The organism is Alteromonas sp. W12 (genome assembly GCF_001924945.1).
Taxonomy (GTDB): Bacteria; Pseudomonadota; Gammaproteobacteria; order Enterobacterales; family Alteromonadaceae; genus Alteromonas; species Alteromonas macleodii.
This window is the reverse complement of sequence record NZ_LQXH01000009.1, coordinates 425,713-440,872: the sequence shown is the minus strand read 5'-3', so window position 1 is coordinate 440,872 and position 15,160 is coordinate 425,713. Positions and strand designations below refer to the sequence as shown.

Below are 15,160 nucleotides of genomic sequence, written 5' to 3'. Positions count from 1 at the left end.
GCTCTTTTTACCTACTTCTAGTCACTGTGAAAGTTTCATTTATCGAATAGTTTAAGGCGCACAAACTCCGATACAGACCTTAAGTCTTTTCACTCAGGAGTAAAGGGGTCAGAGTACGTTATTACTTCCACTCTTTCTAAAGCGAAAAAATGTACTCTGACCCCATTTCTTGTGTGCTTGTGCTGTAAGCATATTTTGACTGGGAGAGATCTAGTAATAACATCTCCTTCCTATAATTTATTCACAAAATCCTATATAAATAATTTATCAGTGTATAAATCGGTAAAAATGTGAAACGTAAGGTTCTTTTAGGTTACTGCTTAATTCTTATTTCTTGGGCGTATTGCGCAAGCTCTGAAGAAAATTTAAAAACAGAAAAGTCTATTACGCTTGGTGTCGTTGAGTTCCCACCATTAGTGATTAAAGAACCCGACTCTTCGCGTTGTCATGGTGTAGCGATAGATGCAACTGTAGCTATATTGACTAAAATGAATTATCACGTGTTAGTTGAATGCATGCCTCCGGCCCGTTTGTTTGAACGTGTGAAGACCGGGAAGGTCGATGTCACAATTAATGTCAGAGGTACTTCAGCGTTAGATCAGAACGCTACATTTATAGACGCTCCATTTGTTTACTTATCTATTGTACTTCTACATAACGGACAACTTGCGGATGATAAGTCAATTTCGGCAATTCGCGGCTATGACTATTTAGGAATTCGACAGGCACTTCAGCAAGAAGGTTTTGAATTTTTTGATATGCCGACAAGTAGCGACGCGATTCACCTTTTTGATGTTGGAAGAACGTCTTATCTAATTAGCTACAAACAACCCTATCAATTTTATACAGAGTCCTTAGGTAGTCGATTGGTTGAGGTAAGTATTTCAGACAAATTGACCGTACCTTCCTATTTTGCAGTTTCAAATCACAGCAGATACAAAGATGAACTTGTTGATAGTTTGAATCTGGCTACTACACATATAAGTGACTCTACAATATTAGAATCCTATCGAAGTGCGAATAAATAACTATTTCCTTTTGCTTCCTAAATTTAAAAAATCACTTAAAAACAGTAATTTAAAGAGGAAGGTGTTCGGAAGGTACGTTTAATAATATCAACGTAATCTTGTATGCAATTCAGGGCCTATAGGGCGGAATATTGGAATGCGTACATCAATGTTAAGTAAAAACAAATCGACAACATCCCACCTTGAACTGTTCAATTTCTACAAAGACAGTTCTCTTGCAAGAATGATAAATTTTATCAATGAGGCAATAGTCGTTGTAGATAGCAATGGCACAATGGAAATGGTTAATACCAATGCCTCTTCACTCTTGGGCTTGTCTCGTGATGAACTTTTAAGTGAAAATTTACTTAATTTCATAAATGATGAAACGGGTCAAATACAAAGCCATGTCATTCAGTGTTTAGATAACGCTGCGCAGAATGCTCTAGAAACGCCACCCTTCGAAGTTTCTCTTACGCAAAGAAGTCAGTCGCACCGAGATATTAGTGTAGAAATCTCAGTTTCATCGTTGCCAGAAGAGCTATCGTCTAGTAACTCGTTATTCTTCTGCATTCTACGTGACCTGACGCTCCATAAAGCCGAGTACGCTGCATTGAAAAGAAAGGCAGAAACTGACTTTTTAACAGGATTGGCGAATCGTCACAAATTCTCGGACTACTTAAGTAGCCAATGGACTAAATGCAGTAGCGAGGGGTCACCGTTAAGTGTCATTTTAATCGACATAGACCACTTTAAAGCTTTTAATGACGAGTATGGTCATATAGCTGGAGATCGTTGTTTGAAACGTATTGGTGAACTTCTGAGTTTAAGTATGCCTAACCGTGACACCCTGGCGGCACGTTATGGTGGAGAAGAGTTTGCGATTATTTTACCCAATTGCGCTTCACAAACCGCCCAATTATTGGCTATACGAATAAAGCGTCACCTTGCCCAGCTGAGCGCCAGGCACTTCGTACTGGCATCGAATAAAAAGCTCACTGTTAGTATGGGGGTGGCAACGAATGAAAATCAACGCTATGAGAACATAACATCGCTATTGCAGGCGGCCGATACGCTTTTGTATCAAGCCAAATCTCGTGGAAGGGACCAAATATGCTTCCTCTAGATTTAAGTGATGGTGCTAGTTACTAATATAAAAAACGCGTTGCTCTACGCAGAGGCTGGTGAGCTAGGATATTTATAATTGACTGTTAAAACACAAATTCCATAAAAACGTGAGTGTTGATTATTAATAGTTCAATGCCGAGCCCATGATGCATAACGCAGTATTCCAGCCTCAGTTAGCATCGATTAAACTAAGATACTCACGAATTTAAAATCATTTGGACTTGTTGCGTTGCCACTGGTTGTTAGAGGCTTCTCATAGCTTTAAGGTTTGAATTTGTCTATTTCAGCTCTGAATCAAACGGCTATCAAGCTCAAGCGCGATAGGTAAAGCCAATGGTTTTTTGATGCGGATGGTGTGCTCAAAGCTTAAATATGAATGCAGCTAAGTTATTACATGTCGCAAGTATTCAGGACGAAAAGCCTATCAGAAAAAACACTCATTTTTAGGCATGAAGTTGATGTTGAGCGTTTAGTTAGTGCGTGAGAGGGAGAGTCTGAACGATAGTAGCAAGCACGAGCTGTTCGTGAAAATGTACTTGCTACGTGCTTTTTCAGATAAAGATAAGCGCGCCGAAAAAAATACCTAGACGTCATATCTTGTGGAGTAAAAATCACTTTGATAGGTACCCCAGAATCTACCTATTTAAACAGGCTCGTTTTTTACTTGAGGGTCTGGGCTAATAAATCCGGTAACTAGTTTTACGCAAATAGCGTCTTCTTCGTCAGCGTCTGAATCAGTAATAACAATGCACCTACCCGAATCCTTAATTTCCCAAGTTAAATCCCCTTCAGGATCATTCGTGATTTGGGGGGCTAAAAACACCATGGCAGCTGGGGTATCTGAGGTAAGAGTATAAGTTATAGTTGTATTCGGCACAGTAACGGTAATGGGCGACTCTGGAGCACCGCCCTCCGGTATAATGGTAAAAACTCCTTCTGCGTCAACGGAAACGCTGTAGTTATAGTTCGGTGGTGTTGTCATTGTTCAAATCCTTATTGATGTTGGTAAAATAAAGTGGCATCGGTACGTTCATAAGAGCGAGTTGCCTTCGTACTTTGGCTACTACTGTTTGTTTATTTAAACAGTATCCCGCGAATACATGGGCTTGTAAGAATAAAGGGTGTTTACTTGTGTTGATTACCGAGTTTGTAAGAGAAAACAGTGTCTCACATTCCTTTTGAACTATATCTATATTTTTTCCCTCATCGTTGAGCGCTTGGCGAATACTCGCGATTTGGTATAGGACATAGTTTTCTAATTCCCTAACATTTATTAATTCTGCCTTAATATTCTTGTTTAAATCCTCTTCAATAGTGTGCTCTATATTTATTTGAGCTAGCAAATTTCTACTGATTTGCCATTCCTGACGATATTGGTAAGAGAGGACTGTATAAATTTTCGAAGAGAGGCGTGCACCATCTCTTAGCAGCTCATCAATAGTGATATCTTGTTTTATATTATGATTGTGCAATGCAGAGATTGCGTTTAGTGATCTGTAATAGTCCAGCAACGCCCTGGCATGTTTATAGTATGATTGCCATGAACTGTTTGCAGGGTCCTGCTCAAGTAATTGGATCAACAATTTTTTAGTATCATTTAAATGTTCAATGGAAGTATTAAGGTCTTCAGTAAATTGGCTACTCTTTGCGGCATTCATTTTAATTAAACTAAGTGTTTCAATTATCTCTGCATTCCCTGAGTAGTTAGCTAGGCTTTTCTCTAAAATAGCTTCTGCTTTCGCAAAGGTTAATTGTGCTTCGTTAATACGGCCCTTGTGAATGTGTGTAGACGCGATCCAAGAATAAGTATCTGCAACTGCGGTTGCGGTAATAATAGGTGACTCTGACTTTTCAAAAAGTTTTTGCTTATAAGCCAGAGATGATTCGAAGAACGAAAGAGCTTTGTCAAAATCTTGTCGACGAAACGCGACACTACCAATCGAGTTAGTTGCATAACTCAGCTCTAGCAAAGCATCCGAATTGTTGGGGGATACCTTCAGCATCTCCTCGCTAAAGCGCAAATAACGATTAAACTGCTCATCTGCCAGCGCAAAATTGTAGTTTCTTAATTCAATGTCTCCTAACCAGAATGCATTAGCGCCTGCCGCTAATAATAGTTTGAAGTTGTCGGGCTGCTCCTCAAGTAATGCGCCCAATCGCTTATCGGCTTCTTTATACAATTGCTGGGCAGTATCGGCATCATCGCGATAAAACCGCACTTCAGCCATTGCTTGCAAAGACAGAGCATGTTGGAAGCGAAGTTCAAAACTAGGCTTCGGCGTTGACGATCCAATCCATCCCGTTTGAATTTCTTGGGCTTGGGTGACATATCTAAGCGCCTGTTCACTAATACCTTCTAGCAAATCCATTCGTTTTACGCTTCGAAGCTTATCGGCAAAATCGCCAATCATAAACCCCATCAGATTTTCGGCTTCCAATCGCTTTCGTTCAGCTAAAGCTTGAGAATGGTTACTGTGCAGCATAGCCGCAAAGGAAATAACAGATAGTGCGGCCAACAGTGCGGCAGTAAACGCTTTAAAGAGGCTTTTCCTTCTGAATTTACGCTGACTTTGATGAATAAGCTCCCGTTCTGCATTCGATAGTCGGATGTATTTCGCATCAAGAAGTGTAGAGGCATCTAGAAGCGGCTTTCCTGATTGAAGAAGATAGGCGTCATCTTTGTCATTCTCTGCCCATGTTTTTGCCTGTTCATAAAGGGCTGCCTTAATTGAAAGTGTATTTTGGTGCTGTGCTATCCATTGCTGAACCCGCTCCCATTTTCTTAACACTGCCTCGTGAGCAACTTTGAAGCTGGCTTGCCCTTGATTTAAAAATGAAACGAAAAGGCGCTGTTCTACCATGAGCTCGACGAACCGACGCTCATCATTGCCTTTTAGCTCATCCCAACTCGCTGTTTTACTTGTCATCGTATTGTCCATGCCAGACAAGTTAACAATAAGGGGAAGTACTGTGTTTAACGCATTTTGCACTGATGCAGGCATTTGGGAGTAGGTTGATTCGGCTTTGTGGCCGATGGCTCCATCGATTTTTCCTAGCGCGTAGTAGGTATTCCGTTTAAGTAAGTTACCGTCGCGTTGTAAGTAAAGCTCTTGGAGCGTGTACTGAAGAAGTGGAAGGCAATTGGGCTCTAGGCTTGCATCAGAAAGAATAACATCGTCGAGAGTGGCGTTTGTTGTCCCGTCGCGCTCCCATTGCAATTCTGCTGCCAGAGCGGGAAGTTTGATTATTTGACCAAGCTCACTTAACGAAGGTGGCGCTATATCTACATGCGCTCCCCGAGACTTATTTTTCATCAATACTTCGAAATTAGAAATAAGCGGGTAGAAGTCGTTTCTGCTAATTAAAACGACAAGAAAAAGGTTGCTTTGACTTAGTGTCTCTAAAAGTGTGAATGCAGCCTGCTTGTCTTTGTGCTCTATTTTCGTGTCGGCGAGGAAAACTTCTAATCGGTCTAAAATGATTGCGTAAAAAGAGTAGGAGCTTTTTGTATGATGCTCGTGCTCTTCGCAATAACGCTCAACAATATCAACAATTGATTGCGGAGAAGTAAGCAGTTTGTCGGCAAGAAGCGATGCACTATAACCTTCAAAAACCGCTTTTTCGTCATTTCCCCAATCCAACATGTGAGCCGCTATCTCGTCTATGATTGCAAATGGATTGCCGTTAGGGTTTATATCGGCAAGGTCAACGCTCAAGTAGTCATATGCATGCAACCCATTTACTCCTTGTTTTTCGAGTAACTTGGGTAAAAATCCGGCATGGATCAGCGAACTTTTGCCAGAACCACTTGGGCCGAGCACCATCATAAGAGGTCGTTTACGATTGAAAAGTTCTGAACTGCGAGAAACTAAATCACGGATTAGTGCATCTCTGCCAAAGTAGACTTGGCTTTCGTTGGCAGAAAATGCATTCAGTCCTACATACGGGGAAGCATCTCGCCATTTAGTTTCAGAAGCTCGTGACTGCTCATCACCTATAAAATGAACCTCAGCAACAATCCGGTATCCTCGTTTCCTGATAGTTTCAATATATTCAGGTGCTGAAGCTTTATCTCCTAATGCACGTCGCAAATTGGTAATAGCTTTGTGTACAGGGTTGTCTCCAACCACAGATCTAGGCCAGCACTGAGCAACGATCTCGTCAGAGGATACTACTTCTCCTTTTTGCTGACACAACAGCAGCAGAACATCCATGGTTTTCGGCTCTAGAGTCCTCTTAAGCTTGCCGAGAGATAGAGTATTGCTGGTTACATCGACTTGCCATTGACCTAGATAAAATTGTTGCTTCACCGCGTTTACCCTGTACTTTTTGTAGGTACTGTACTTAACTTTTTCTGTTAACTTATTGTAAAAGTATGCAGATGCACTTTTGTTAATATAAAACCTTTTAATATCAATGTCATAAAAATTAATTGTAAAAAAATTAATTTTTGTGAAATATCCTTTAAGCCCACAGGGTCTTTTAAAGTACACGTGCTTACTGTACGTCAAACATGACTAATATTATTGAGGGTACATCAATGAAACAAATCAAAAAATCATCAGTAGCGACAGCGTTGGGTGCAGTTGTAATTGGCTCTTTGGCGTCAACGGTTGCAGTAGCAGATGTAAATCCATTTGGTATGCAAGCATTAGAATCTGGTTACAGCCAATTCGCTGCGGAAGGCAAGTGTGGCGAAGGAAAATGTGGCGGCGACAAAGCAGAGAAAGAAGGCAAGTGCGGAGAAGGTAAGTGCGGCGGCGACAAGAAAGCTGAAAAAGAAGGCAAGTGTGGCGAAGGTAAGTGCGGCGGCGACAAGAAAGCTGACAAAGAAGGCAAGTGCGGCGAAGGCAAATGTGGCGGCGACAAGAAAGCTGACAAAGAAGGCAAGTGCGGCGAAGGTAAATGTGGCGGCGACAAGAAAGCTGGTAAAGAAGGCAAGTGCGGCGAAGGCAAATGCGGTAGCATGTAACCGCCATTCAAAAATCATCGTGTAGCTTGAAAAAGAATGATGAAGGCTACACGAGTTACGCTTAGCAAAAAAATGGCTGTCGAATGATGGCCTTTTTTGTCTAGTAACGTACGTTACAATTGTGCAATCCCATGCGGTAAAGGGGAAGATATGAAAAACATCTGTGGCGCAGGTCTTGGGTTTCGTCGGGAAATGCTAAAAGCGCTTTTACCTACATTGCCATCTGAAGTCGATTTTTGGGAAGTAGCCCCTGAAAATTGGATCCCACTTGGTGGGAAGTACCAAGAACAATTTCAGCAAGCGTCTTCGCAAGCTCCCTTTACAACTCATGGTTTATCTTTGTCTATCGGAAGTAGCGACAAACTAGATGTCGAGTTTGTAAAAACCGTTAAGCGATTTTTAGATGCAAACAATATTGCATTGTATAGCGAGCACTTAAGCTTTTGTTCTGGCAACGGGCATATGTACGATCTGATGCCAATTCCTTTTACTGAAGACGCGATTAAGCATGTAGTATCTCGAATTGTTCAAGTTCAAGATATCATTGAACGACCGCTAGTCTTAGAAAATGTCTCTTATTACATTGCGCCAGGCCAAGAAATGGATGAGCTTGAATTTACTAAGAGCATACTAAAAGAATCGGGTTGCAAGATGCTTCTCGACGTAAACAATGTTTACGTTAACAGTATCAACCATAAATACGATGCGAAAGCGTTTATTAACGGCTTGCCCTCAGACAAAATTGTGTATGGCCATATTGCTGGTCATTATGATGAAGCAGAGGATTTGAAAGTTGATACTCACGGGGCTGATGTCATTGAGCCAGTTTGGGCGCTGTTGGAGCACGCTTACCTCACTCACGGCGTATTTCCAACTTTGCTAGAGCGTGATTTTAATATTCCCCCGTTAAGCGAATTATTAGCGGAAGTGAAGAAAATTAAGCAAATTCAAGCAAAATGCGAAGCTGTTCAAGCATCAAACGTTAAAGGAAGTGTCGCGTGACTCAGTCATTTCAAACCACTCAAAAAACGTTCGTTGATGCGATCAAAGACCCACAGACATTTTGTGATACCGACGCTGATCACATTCGTCGTATGAAAATCTATCAATCCCTGTTTTTTAACAACATCGATAATTTCGTCAGTACCGGTTTTCCCGTTTTAAAATCTATTGTGGTAAAACAGTATGGTGAAAAAGGATGGGAGAGTATAGTGCGTCAATTTTTTATTGAGCACGAATGCCGCTCTCCTTATTTTGCTGAAATAAGTAAAGAGTTCGTTGAGTACCTTTCAACAGAGCCAATCTTCGATATTACTCTGCCCGACTTTGCTGCGGAGCTTGCTCACTATGAGTGGCTTGAGCTTGACGTCAGTATCAGAAAAAACGAAGACGACATTGAATTTTATCAACAAGGAAACAATGTTACCGCAATTAGGGTGTCACCGTATGCCTCGTTGGCGGCATATCAGTTCGAAGTCCATCTAATTGGTGAGGATTATATCCCAGAGCAACCTGCCGAAGAACAGCAGTTCTACGTTGTTTACAGAGACCGTGAGTTTGACGTTCAATTTGCTCATGTTAATCCGGTGACGGCTATTTTAGTCAACACGCTGGAACAAAATGAACTGGGGATGGAAATAGAAAAATTAGCTGAGTCGTTGTGCCAACAACTTCCCCAAATTCCTTCAAACGTGCTTATAAATGGTATGAACCAGACCTTCACTGACATGTTACAAAAAGGAATACTGCTTCCAGTATCCTAAGTAACCATTACTATTTACCTGCTTTATATTAAACTTTCGCCAGGATCTGGTCTGAAAGTGAGCGATCGATCATATTAGCGCTGTCAATCGGGCTTGCTTTCGATTAACATTTAGCACCATTTTTTTGTTCACAAAATTGTTTAGGTAGTGCAAATGGCTGACAATTCAGATTTCAAAGAAGTCTATAACAAGTGGTACTTTCTAGCATCGCTAGTAACTCTAATCGCGTTCCCGTTGATGCATATCATCGCCGGCTGGTTCACCTTCTGGTTATAACGCAGACATTCAAGGCATAATTGTGACTGCAGAATATATTAAATCAGTAGTGAAAACCGTACCTGACTATCCAAAGCCAGGTATTTTATTTAGAGATGTGACCAGCGTTTTAGAAGATCACAAAGCATTTAGTAGCTGTATCTCGTTACTTGTAGAAAAGTATCAAGGTATGGGATTTACCAAGATAGCAGGTACTGAAGCACGCGGGTTCCTTTTTGGTGCGCCATTGGCCATCGAAATGGGCATTGGTTTTGTTCCAGTGAGAAAACCCAACAAACTTCCTCGTGAAGTAGTTAGCGAGAGCTACGAGCTTGAATATGGCATGGATACATTGGAAATCCATAAAGATGCCATTGAGCCAGGTGATAAAGTCCTTCTTATTGACGATTTACTTGCAACTGGTGGAACGATAGCCGCTTCTGCGAAACTAATTCGTTCACTAGGCGGTGAAGTAAACCATGCAGGTTTTGTTATTAACTTACCGGACCTAGGTGGCGAGAAGAAATTGAGTACGCTTGATATAGAAAGCTACTCTATTTGTGAGTTTGAAGGCGAATAATCGCTATAAAGCATAACTAGCAAAAGGCGAAATACGTAATAATGAGTTATCAGGTACTAGCAAGGAAGTGGCGACCGGGCAAGTTCAGTGAACTTGTGGGTCAGGAACATGTTGTCTCTGCCATTTCAAATGCTTTGGATAACGATCGTCTACACCACGCTTATCTGTTTACAGGTACGCGAGGCGTAGGTAAAACTACCATTGCACGTATTTTTTCGAAAAGCCTTAACTGCGAAGAAGGACAAGGGGCAAACCCTTGCGGTCAATGTAACACCTGTAAAGAGATAGAGCAGGGGAACTACGTTGATTTGTTAGAGATTGACGCTGCATCAAGAACCAAAGTTGAGGATACTCGCGAGCTTCTTGATAACGTGCAATACAAACCCACTCGCGGGCGTTACAAAGTGTACCTTATCGATGAGGTACACATGCTTTCAAAACACAGCTTTAATGCGCTGTTAAAAACGCTGGAAGAGCCACCTCCACATGTTAAGTTCTTACTGGCGACCACCGATCCTCAAAAGCTTCCGATAACCATCTTATCCCGTTGCTTGCAGTTTAACTTGAAAGCCATGTCTCGGGAGCAGATTGTTGGACAGCTGCAGCATATTTTAGAGCATGAACAGCTACCTTTCGAGCCACAAGCGCTAGCGCTTTTGGCAAGAGCCGCCCAAGGCAGTATGCGTGATGCGCTGAGTTTAACAGACCAAGCGATTGCACAGGGTGGAAATCAAGTGTTGGCATCGGTGGTAACCGATATGCTGGGGCTGATGGACAAGAACCAGTTGCTTAAAGTGGTTCATGCTGTGGTAAGTAAAAGTCCTGCTGATGTATTGCAGTTGGTCAATGACATCGCAGAGCAAGCCCCCGATTATGACAACGTACACAGCGAATTGGCTAGCCTGCTGCACCAAATAGCATTAACGCAATGGGTGCCTGAAGCATGTAAGCTAGAAACCACATCGGCTAAAGCGATATTTCAATTAGCGAAAACTATTCCAGCTGAGCAAGTGCAGCTGCTTTATCAGATTGCACTGCAAGGAAGAAAAGACTTACCGTTTGCTGCGGATGGAAAAAGTGCGTTTGAAATGACATTGATGCGAATGATGTCGTTTGCTCCAAATACCCCCATCGACGACACGGCAAGTGAAATTGAAAACGGGAGGAGTGAGCATAGTTTACCTGTAGATCATGCTTCTTCCAGTGGTGGCCCGGGAAACGTCGGTAAGCAGGAGGAAGCGCCGTTAAGCGAAACTTCTGCAACCAATGTGCAGGAGGAGACGCCTTCACATCTATCGGTTGAATCTACCTCTGAACAGTCGTTAGAAAGTGCGCCATCTACCCCAGACTCACTTGCTACATCAATAATCGAAAAAGAGCAGCAAGAACAATCTACGTCTCCATTTGAATCACAGCAAGAGCAGGAACATGCAGCCGCTGATGAAAGCGAGTTGAGTGGAAGTGATACTCTGTCGGCGCTACCTCATGCAGAGTCAGGTGCAACGACAACTCAAACTACAGCACTTGAGCGTGATGCTTCACATGATGATGAATCCGTAAAGCCAGCTCCAACTTCGTCTTTTGAAGAACTACCCGTAGAAAACACCGCGGTACAAGCGGTACAAACAGAAAGCGTTGCTGCAGAGCTTGAACCAACGCCAAGTGAAGTCAGTGCGCCCCATAACGAAGCAGCGCAATATTTCGATGGACCTCCGTTAGATGCGTACATGGACGATATGCCACCTCCGTCAGAAGATGATGGTTCCTTAGGTTTTGAAGGTTTTCAAAGCGCTGAGGGTTTTCATAACGCTGAGGGCTCTTATGACGCTGAAGGTTTTCATAACGCTGAGGGCTCTCATAACGCCAAAGGCTCTGATAAAAACAGCGAGTCGTTGGCGCACGAGAACGAACCGTCCTCATTAACGGCCGAAGAGCAGCTTACCTCTACGGCTGATATGTTGGCACTTCGTCAAAAGTTAAAGCAAAGAAAAGCACAAGACGCAGAGTCAAAAAGTACCAGCGCAGCAAATGCTAAGACCGAAAGTGCAAGTGATATTCAAGCGCGCTTTACCAGAAGTAAAGCCGAGGCTTTGAGTACTGCACAAACTGCACATGGAGTTAACAAGGGTAGCGATAATAGTGCAGGGCAGGCTAGCGCTGATAACGAAATCAAGAGTGGTGATTTAAACCCCGTTGGGCATGAAAACAGCCGTGAGCTGCAAGACCATAGCCCTGAGCTTCTAAATAGTAGCCCTAAGCCTCTAAATAATAGCCCAGAGCTTAGAGAGAACAGCCCGAAGCGTATAGATAGCGGCTCAGAACATAAAGATAATAGTGTTGCGCGCGGAGACACTCCTCAACTGGAAAGTACAAATTCAGGCTCGTCTTTAGGTAATACTCACGCGCATTCTTCTAACACTATGCATACTAGCGAGTCAGAAAAGAGTCATTCTAGCTCAAACAACACGAGCGATTTCTCGCTTGATGAATTTGAAGAGGATATGCCTTTTTCAAATGACGAATCTGAGGCGCAATCAAACTCGGAAACACCGGTTGAGGATATGCCGCCTTGGGCTACTGATTACGATAATCAACCGCCTCAACAGGTTGAAGGTGCAGATTATGTTGAAGCGCCCTCTGATAGCAGTTCGAATTACGACAGTGCCCCTGAGCAGATGGAAAGTGCGGGAGATCGGTCTTTTGCGCGGGATGCTCTAAATTTTGATACGCCGCTGAGCAGTACCTATGACGGGCAGTTAAAGGCGTATTTAAATGACGGAAGCAAATTAACTCACGCTAGCCAAATTGACGAGTGGAGCAATCTAGTTGAGCAAATGCCAGTTGCTGGTCTACTCAAACAATTGGTCCTGCACGCATCATTTTCTCGAGCGGGCAATCAAGTGTCCCTTGAAATTGACCACAGTCAGACGCATTTATTGAATGATAGTGCGAGAAAGCAATTGGTTGATGCAATCCATCATGGGTTGGGTGAAAACGTTGAAGTAAATATCACGTTAGGTGAACCAGCATCTACACCTTTTGCGTTACAACAAGAGATTCATGCCATGCGCCATGCGCATGCACACTCGGTGATTAAAACCGACGATACAATTCAAGCATTGCTATCGACTTTCGATGCGTCAGTGCTAACCGATTCGGTTAAAGCGCGATAGCAGAATTATTAACACCAAAACGAAGCGAGACAAAAATTATGTTTAAAGGTGGAATGGGCAATATCATGAAGCAGGCGCAGCAAATGCAAGAGCGCATGCAAAAAGCACAAGACGACCTAGCCAAAATTGAAGTAACAGGTGAAGCGGGTGCAGGCATGGTTAAAGTAACCATGACGTGCAACCACAACGTGCGTCGTGTAGACATTGATGAGTCATTGATGGACGACGACAAAGATATGGTTGAAGATTTGGTTGCTGCAGCATTTAACGACGCGGTACGTCGAGTTCAAGAAACTAGCAAAGAGAAGATGGGTGATGTAACTGGCGGAATGCCATTACCTCCTGGCTTCAAAATGCCGTTTTAAATAATTATGTAAAGCTAGAAGCGATACAGCTTGCAAGTATTTTGCGAGTGAAATCATAGAAAGTCGCCGGCAACACGCCGGCGATTTTTATTGAAAACTTAAAATGTTGCCGATGGTCAGGCAAATGCGTTGCGCATTACTTTTCTATAAATGCTTGTTCAATTACATAATGCCCCTGACGACGCGAGTTAGCTTTCGAGAAGCCCTTGTCGTCTAGCATAGACATAAGGTCTTGTAGCATGTTGTCGTTGCCACATAGCATGAATCTGTCATTTTCAGTGTCTAATTCAGGCATACCTATATCATCCAGCAACTTTCCGCTTTCAATTAGCTTCGTTATCCGTCCTTCGTGAGCGATACCGTTTTTCTCATAACTTTCTCTCGTGACAGTAGGATAGTAAATGAGTTTCTCACGCACTTCGTCACCGAAATAAGGGTTGTTAGGAAGTTGGTGCTCAATTTCGTCTTGATAGGCAAGTTCAGAGCGCCACCGCGTTCCGTGAACTAATATAATTTTTTCAAAGCTTTCATAAATGAAAGGATCTCTGATAATACTCATAAATGGTGCTAGACCTGTACCAGTGCTGAGCAAATAAAGATGTTTTCCGGGTAACAAGAAACCAGGCACGAGCGTACCTGTAGGCCTAACATTAATCATTACCTGGTCACCAGGTTCTATATTTTGAAGGCGAGAAGTAAGCGCACCATCTGGCACCTTAATACTAAAAAATTCCAATTCCTCATCATAATTTGGGCTTGCGATGCTGTAGGCCCTCATCAGTGGCCTACCATCTACTTCAAGACCAATCATAACGAATTGACCACTTTCAAAACGAAAAGATGATTCTCTCGTTGTTTTGAAACTAAACAGAGTGTCATTCCAATGGTGAACTTGGGTTACGGTTGCGTTTATAAGATTTCGCATTCGTTTTCCTACTTACTTAGTCATCAAGCCATGCTGCCATTCTCGCATACTTCACAATATGATAATAGTTATCATTAACGTTTGTGGTATCGGTATACGCACGTAAACGCTAACGTGCTATGAGTTTTAAATAAGTATTTTTAGCAATAGTTCAACCAGGCCTTTCTTCCGTAACATTAAAACACTGTCACATTCAGTCATTTAGCTTGCGCATGGCAAAGGAACACAAATAATAGAATGTGGCAGTTCGAAATGAGGGAGGATGCCGTGTTAGCAAAAATGTTAAAACGCTTTCAGGCCCAACGTGATTGTGCCGTCGAAAACCCGTCTATCAATAATACCGCTGTATCCCTTTGGAAGGACACAGGCCAAGTCTACTATCTAGAGAACACGCTGAAGCTTACTTATCAGTCCAACGCGGGAAAGATAACAATTGAAAAGCTCTCAATGACGTCTTTACCTCAAGTTCTTGCTGAGCTTCAAGCATTAGATACCGTCTCAACGCTAGCGCGAAAGGAAACTGCTAATCAGGTAGATGCATTTAGTGTTAGTGTGTGTGGTGTAACTTGGCAAACCGCAGACAATGGTCAGAGCATCCGTATTAAAGCGCTTCCAGAAGCTGCTACTCTGCGCAGCCCTACTGCCTGCTTCACAAAGTCTCAAGCAATTTTCAAACACGCCTTTATGCTTGAACATGATGACTTACTCACACCTGCATCATTGAGTAAGCCCGGGATCTTTACATACAATCGGATATCGTTAAATGATTTCATTAGTCAGTTAGCGCTGGCTAACGAAAAGTTAGCAAATGGGCAAAAAGCTACAGTGAGCGTTGGCCATCAGAATTTTGAAACTGCATTTACTGACCATGAGCAGTCAATCATTGAACAATTTATAAAGCACGATGAAACCGTATTCAATAAAGATGGACGTCAACGTCTACTTACTGATAAAGGTTAGGCTTGTTTTCAGCATGATACGTTGATAATTAT

General features: G+C 42.5%; 13 protein-coding genes. 10 read left to right on the top strand and 3 right to left on the bottom strand.

Annotated features, from left to right (window positions below; genetic code table 11):
• Positions 1–290: 290 nt before the first annotated feature.
• Positions 291–1,028 carry a substrate-binding periplasmic protein gene (locus AWH61_RS15510; protein WP_075177548.1) on the top strand — a complete coding sequence of 246 codons (738 nt, stop codon included), beginning with the start codon at positions 291–293 and terminating at the stop codon, positions 1,026–1,028.
• A gap of 136 nt (positions 1,029–1,164) precedes the next feature.
• Complete coding sequence (locus tag AWH61_RS15505; protein WP_014950057.1) at positions 1,165–2,133, top strand: sensor domain-containing diguanylate cyclase; 969 nt, start codon at positions 1,165–1,167, stop codon at positions 2,131–2,133.
• Positions 2,134–2,778: 645 nt separating this feature from the next.
• Here the strand turns inward: AWH61_RS15505 and AWH61_RS15500 are convergent.
• Positions 2,779–3,117 (bottom strand): DP-EP family protein, encoded by a 339-nt coding sequence (locus AWH61_RS15500; protein WP_075177547.1) that lies wholly within the window; start codon positions 3,115–3,117, stop codon positions 2,779–2,781.
• A complete protein-coding gene (locus tag AWH61_RS15495) occupies positions 3,095–6,445 on the bottom strand; it encodes an nSTAND1 domain-containing NTPase (protein WP_249922664.1) in 3,351 nt (1,116 codons plus the stop codon). Before AWH61_RS15495 ends, AWH61_RS15500 begins: the two co-directional genes overlap by 23 nt.
• Positions 6,446–6,675: 230 nt before the next feature.
• On the opposite strand from AWH61_RS15495, the gene AWH61_RS15490 reads away from it, so the two are divergent.
• The 7 genes from AWH61_RS15490 (at position 6,676) to AWH61_RS15465 (ending at position 13,243) form a co-directional block, all read left to right on the top strand.
• Entirely contained in the window at positions 6,676–7,107 is a 432-nt protein-coding gene (locus AWH61_RS15490; protein WP_014976963.1) for an HvfA family oxazolone/thioamide-modified RiPP metallophore, read from the top strand.
• Between the two features lie 150 nt (positions 7,108–7,257).
• A complete protein-coding gene (locus AWH61_RS15485) occupies positions 7,258–8,109 on the top strand; it encodes an HvfB family MNIO-type RiPP peptide maturase (protein WP_075177545.1) in 852 nt (283 codons plus the stop codon).
• A complete protein-coding gene (locus tag AWH61_RS15480; protein WP_075177544.1) occupies positions 8,106–8,870 on the top strand; it encodes an HvfC family RiPP maturation protein in 765 nt (254 codons plus the stop codon). The genes AWH61_RS15485 and AWH61_RS15480 overlap by 4 nt, the downstream gene beginning before the upstream one ends.
• A gap of 153 nt (positions 8,871–9,023) precedes the next feature.
• The gene (locus tag AWH61_RS20300; RefSeq protein WP_256253717.1) at positions 9,024–9,146 is read left to right on the top strand and encodes a hypothetical protein; all 123 of its coding nucleotides are present in this window, start codon (positions 9,024–9,026) and stop codon (positions 9,144–9,146) included.
• Positions 9,147–9,168: 22 nt separating this feature from the next.
• Positions 9,169–9,705: an adenine phosphoribosyltransferase gene (apt, locus tag AWH61_RS15475; protein ID WP_014950051.1), complete on the top strand. Its 537-nt coding sequence runs from the start codon at positions 9,169–9,171 to the stop codon at positions 9,703–9,705.
• Between the two features lie 41 nt (positions 9,706–9,746).
• Positions 9,747–12,878 (top strand): DNA polymerase III subunit gamma/tau, encoded by a 3,132-nt coding sequence (gene dnaX, locus AWH61_RS15470; protein ID WP_075177543.1) that lies wholly within the window; start codon positions 9,747–9,749, stop codon positions 12,876–12,878.
• 38 nt (positions 12,879–12,916) lie between these two features.
• Positions 12,917–13,243: a YbaB/EbfC family nucleoid-associated protein gene (locus AWH61_RS15465; protein ID WP_014950049.1), complete on the top strand. Its 327-nt coding sequence runs from the start codon at positions 12,917–12,919 to the stop codon at positions 13,241–13,243.
• Between the two features lie 136 nt (positions 13,244–13,379).
• Here AWH61_RS15465 and AWH61_RS15460 read toward each other — a convergent pair whose 3' ends face one another.
• Complete coding sequence (locus AWH61_RS15460) at positions 13,380–14,168, bottom strand: ferredoxin--NADP reductase (RefSeq protein ID WP_075177542.1); 789 nt, start codon at positions 14,166–14,168, stop codon at positions 13,380–13,382.
• Positions 14,169–14,435: 267 nt separating this feature from the next.
• On the opposite strand from AWH61_RS15460, the gene AWH61_RS15455 reads away from it, so the two are divergent.
• Positions 14,436–15,128 carry a hypothetical protein gene (locus tag AWH61_RS15455; protein WP_249922663.1) on the top strand — a complete coding sequence of 231 codons (693 nt, stop codon included), beginning with the start codon at positions 14,436–14,438 and terminating at the stop codon, positions 15,126–15,128.
• The last annotated feature ends 32 nt before the right edge of the window (positions 15,129–15,160 follow it).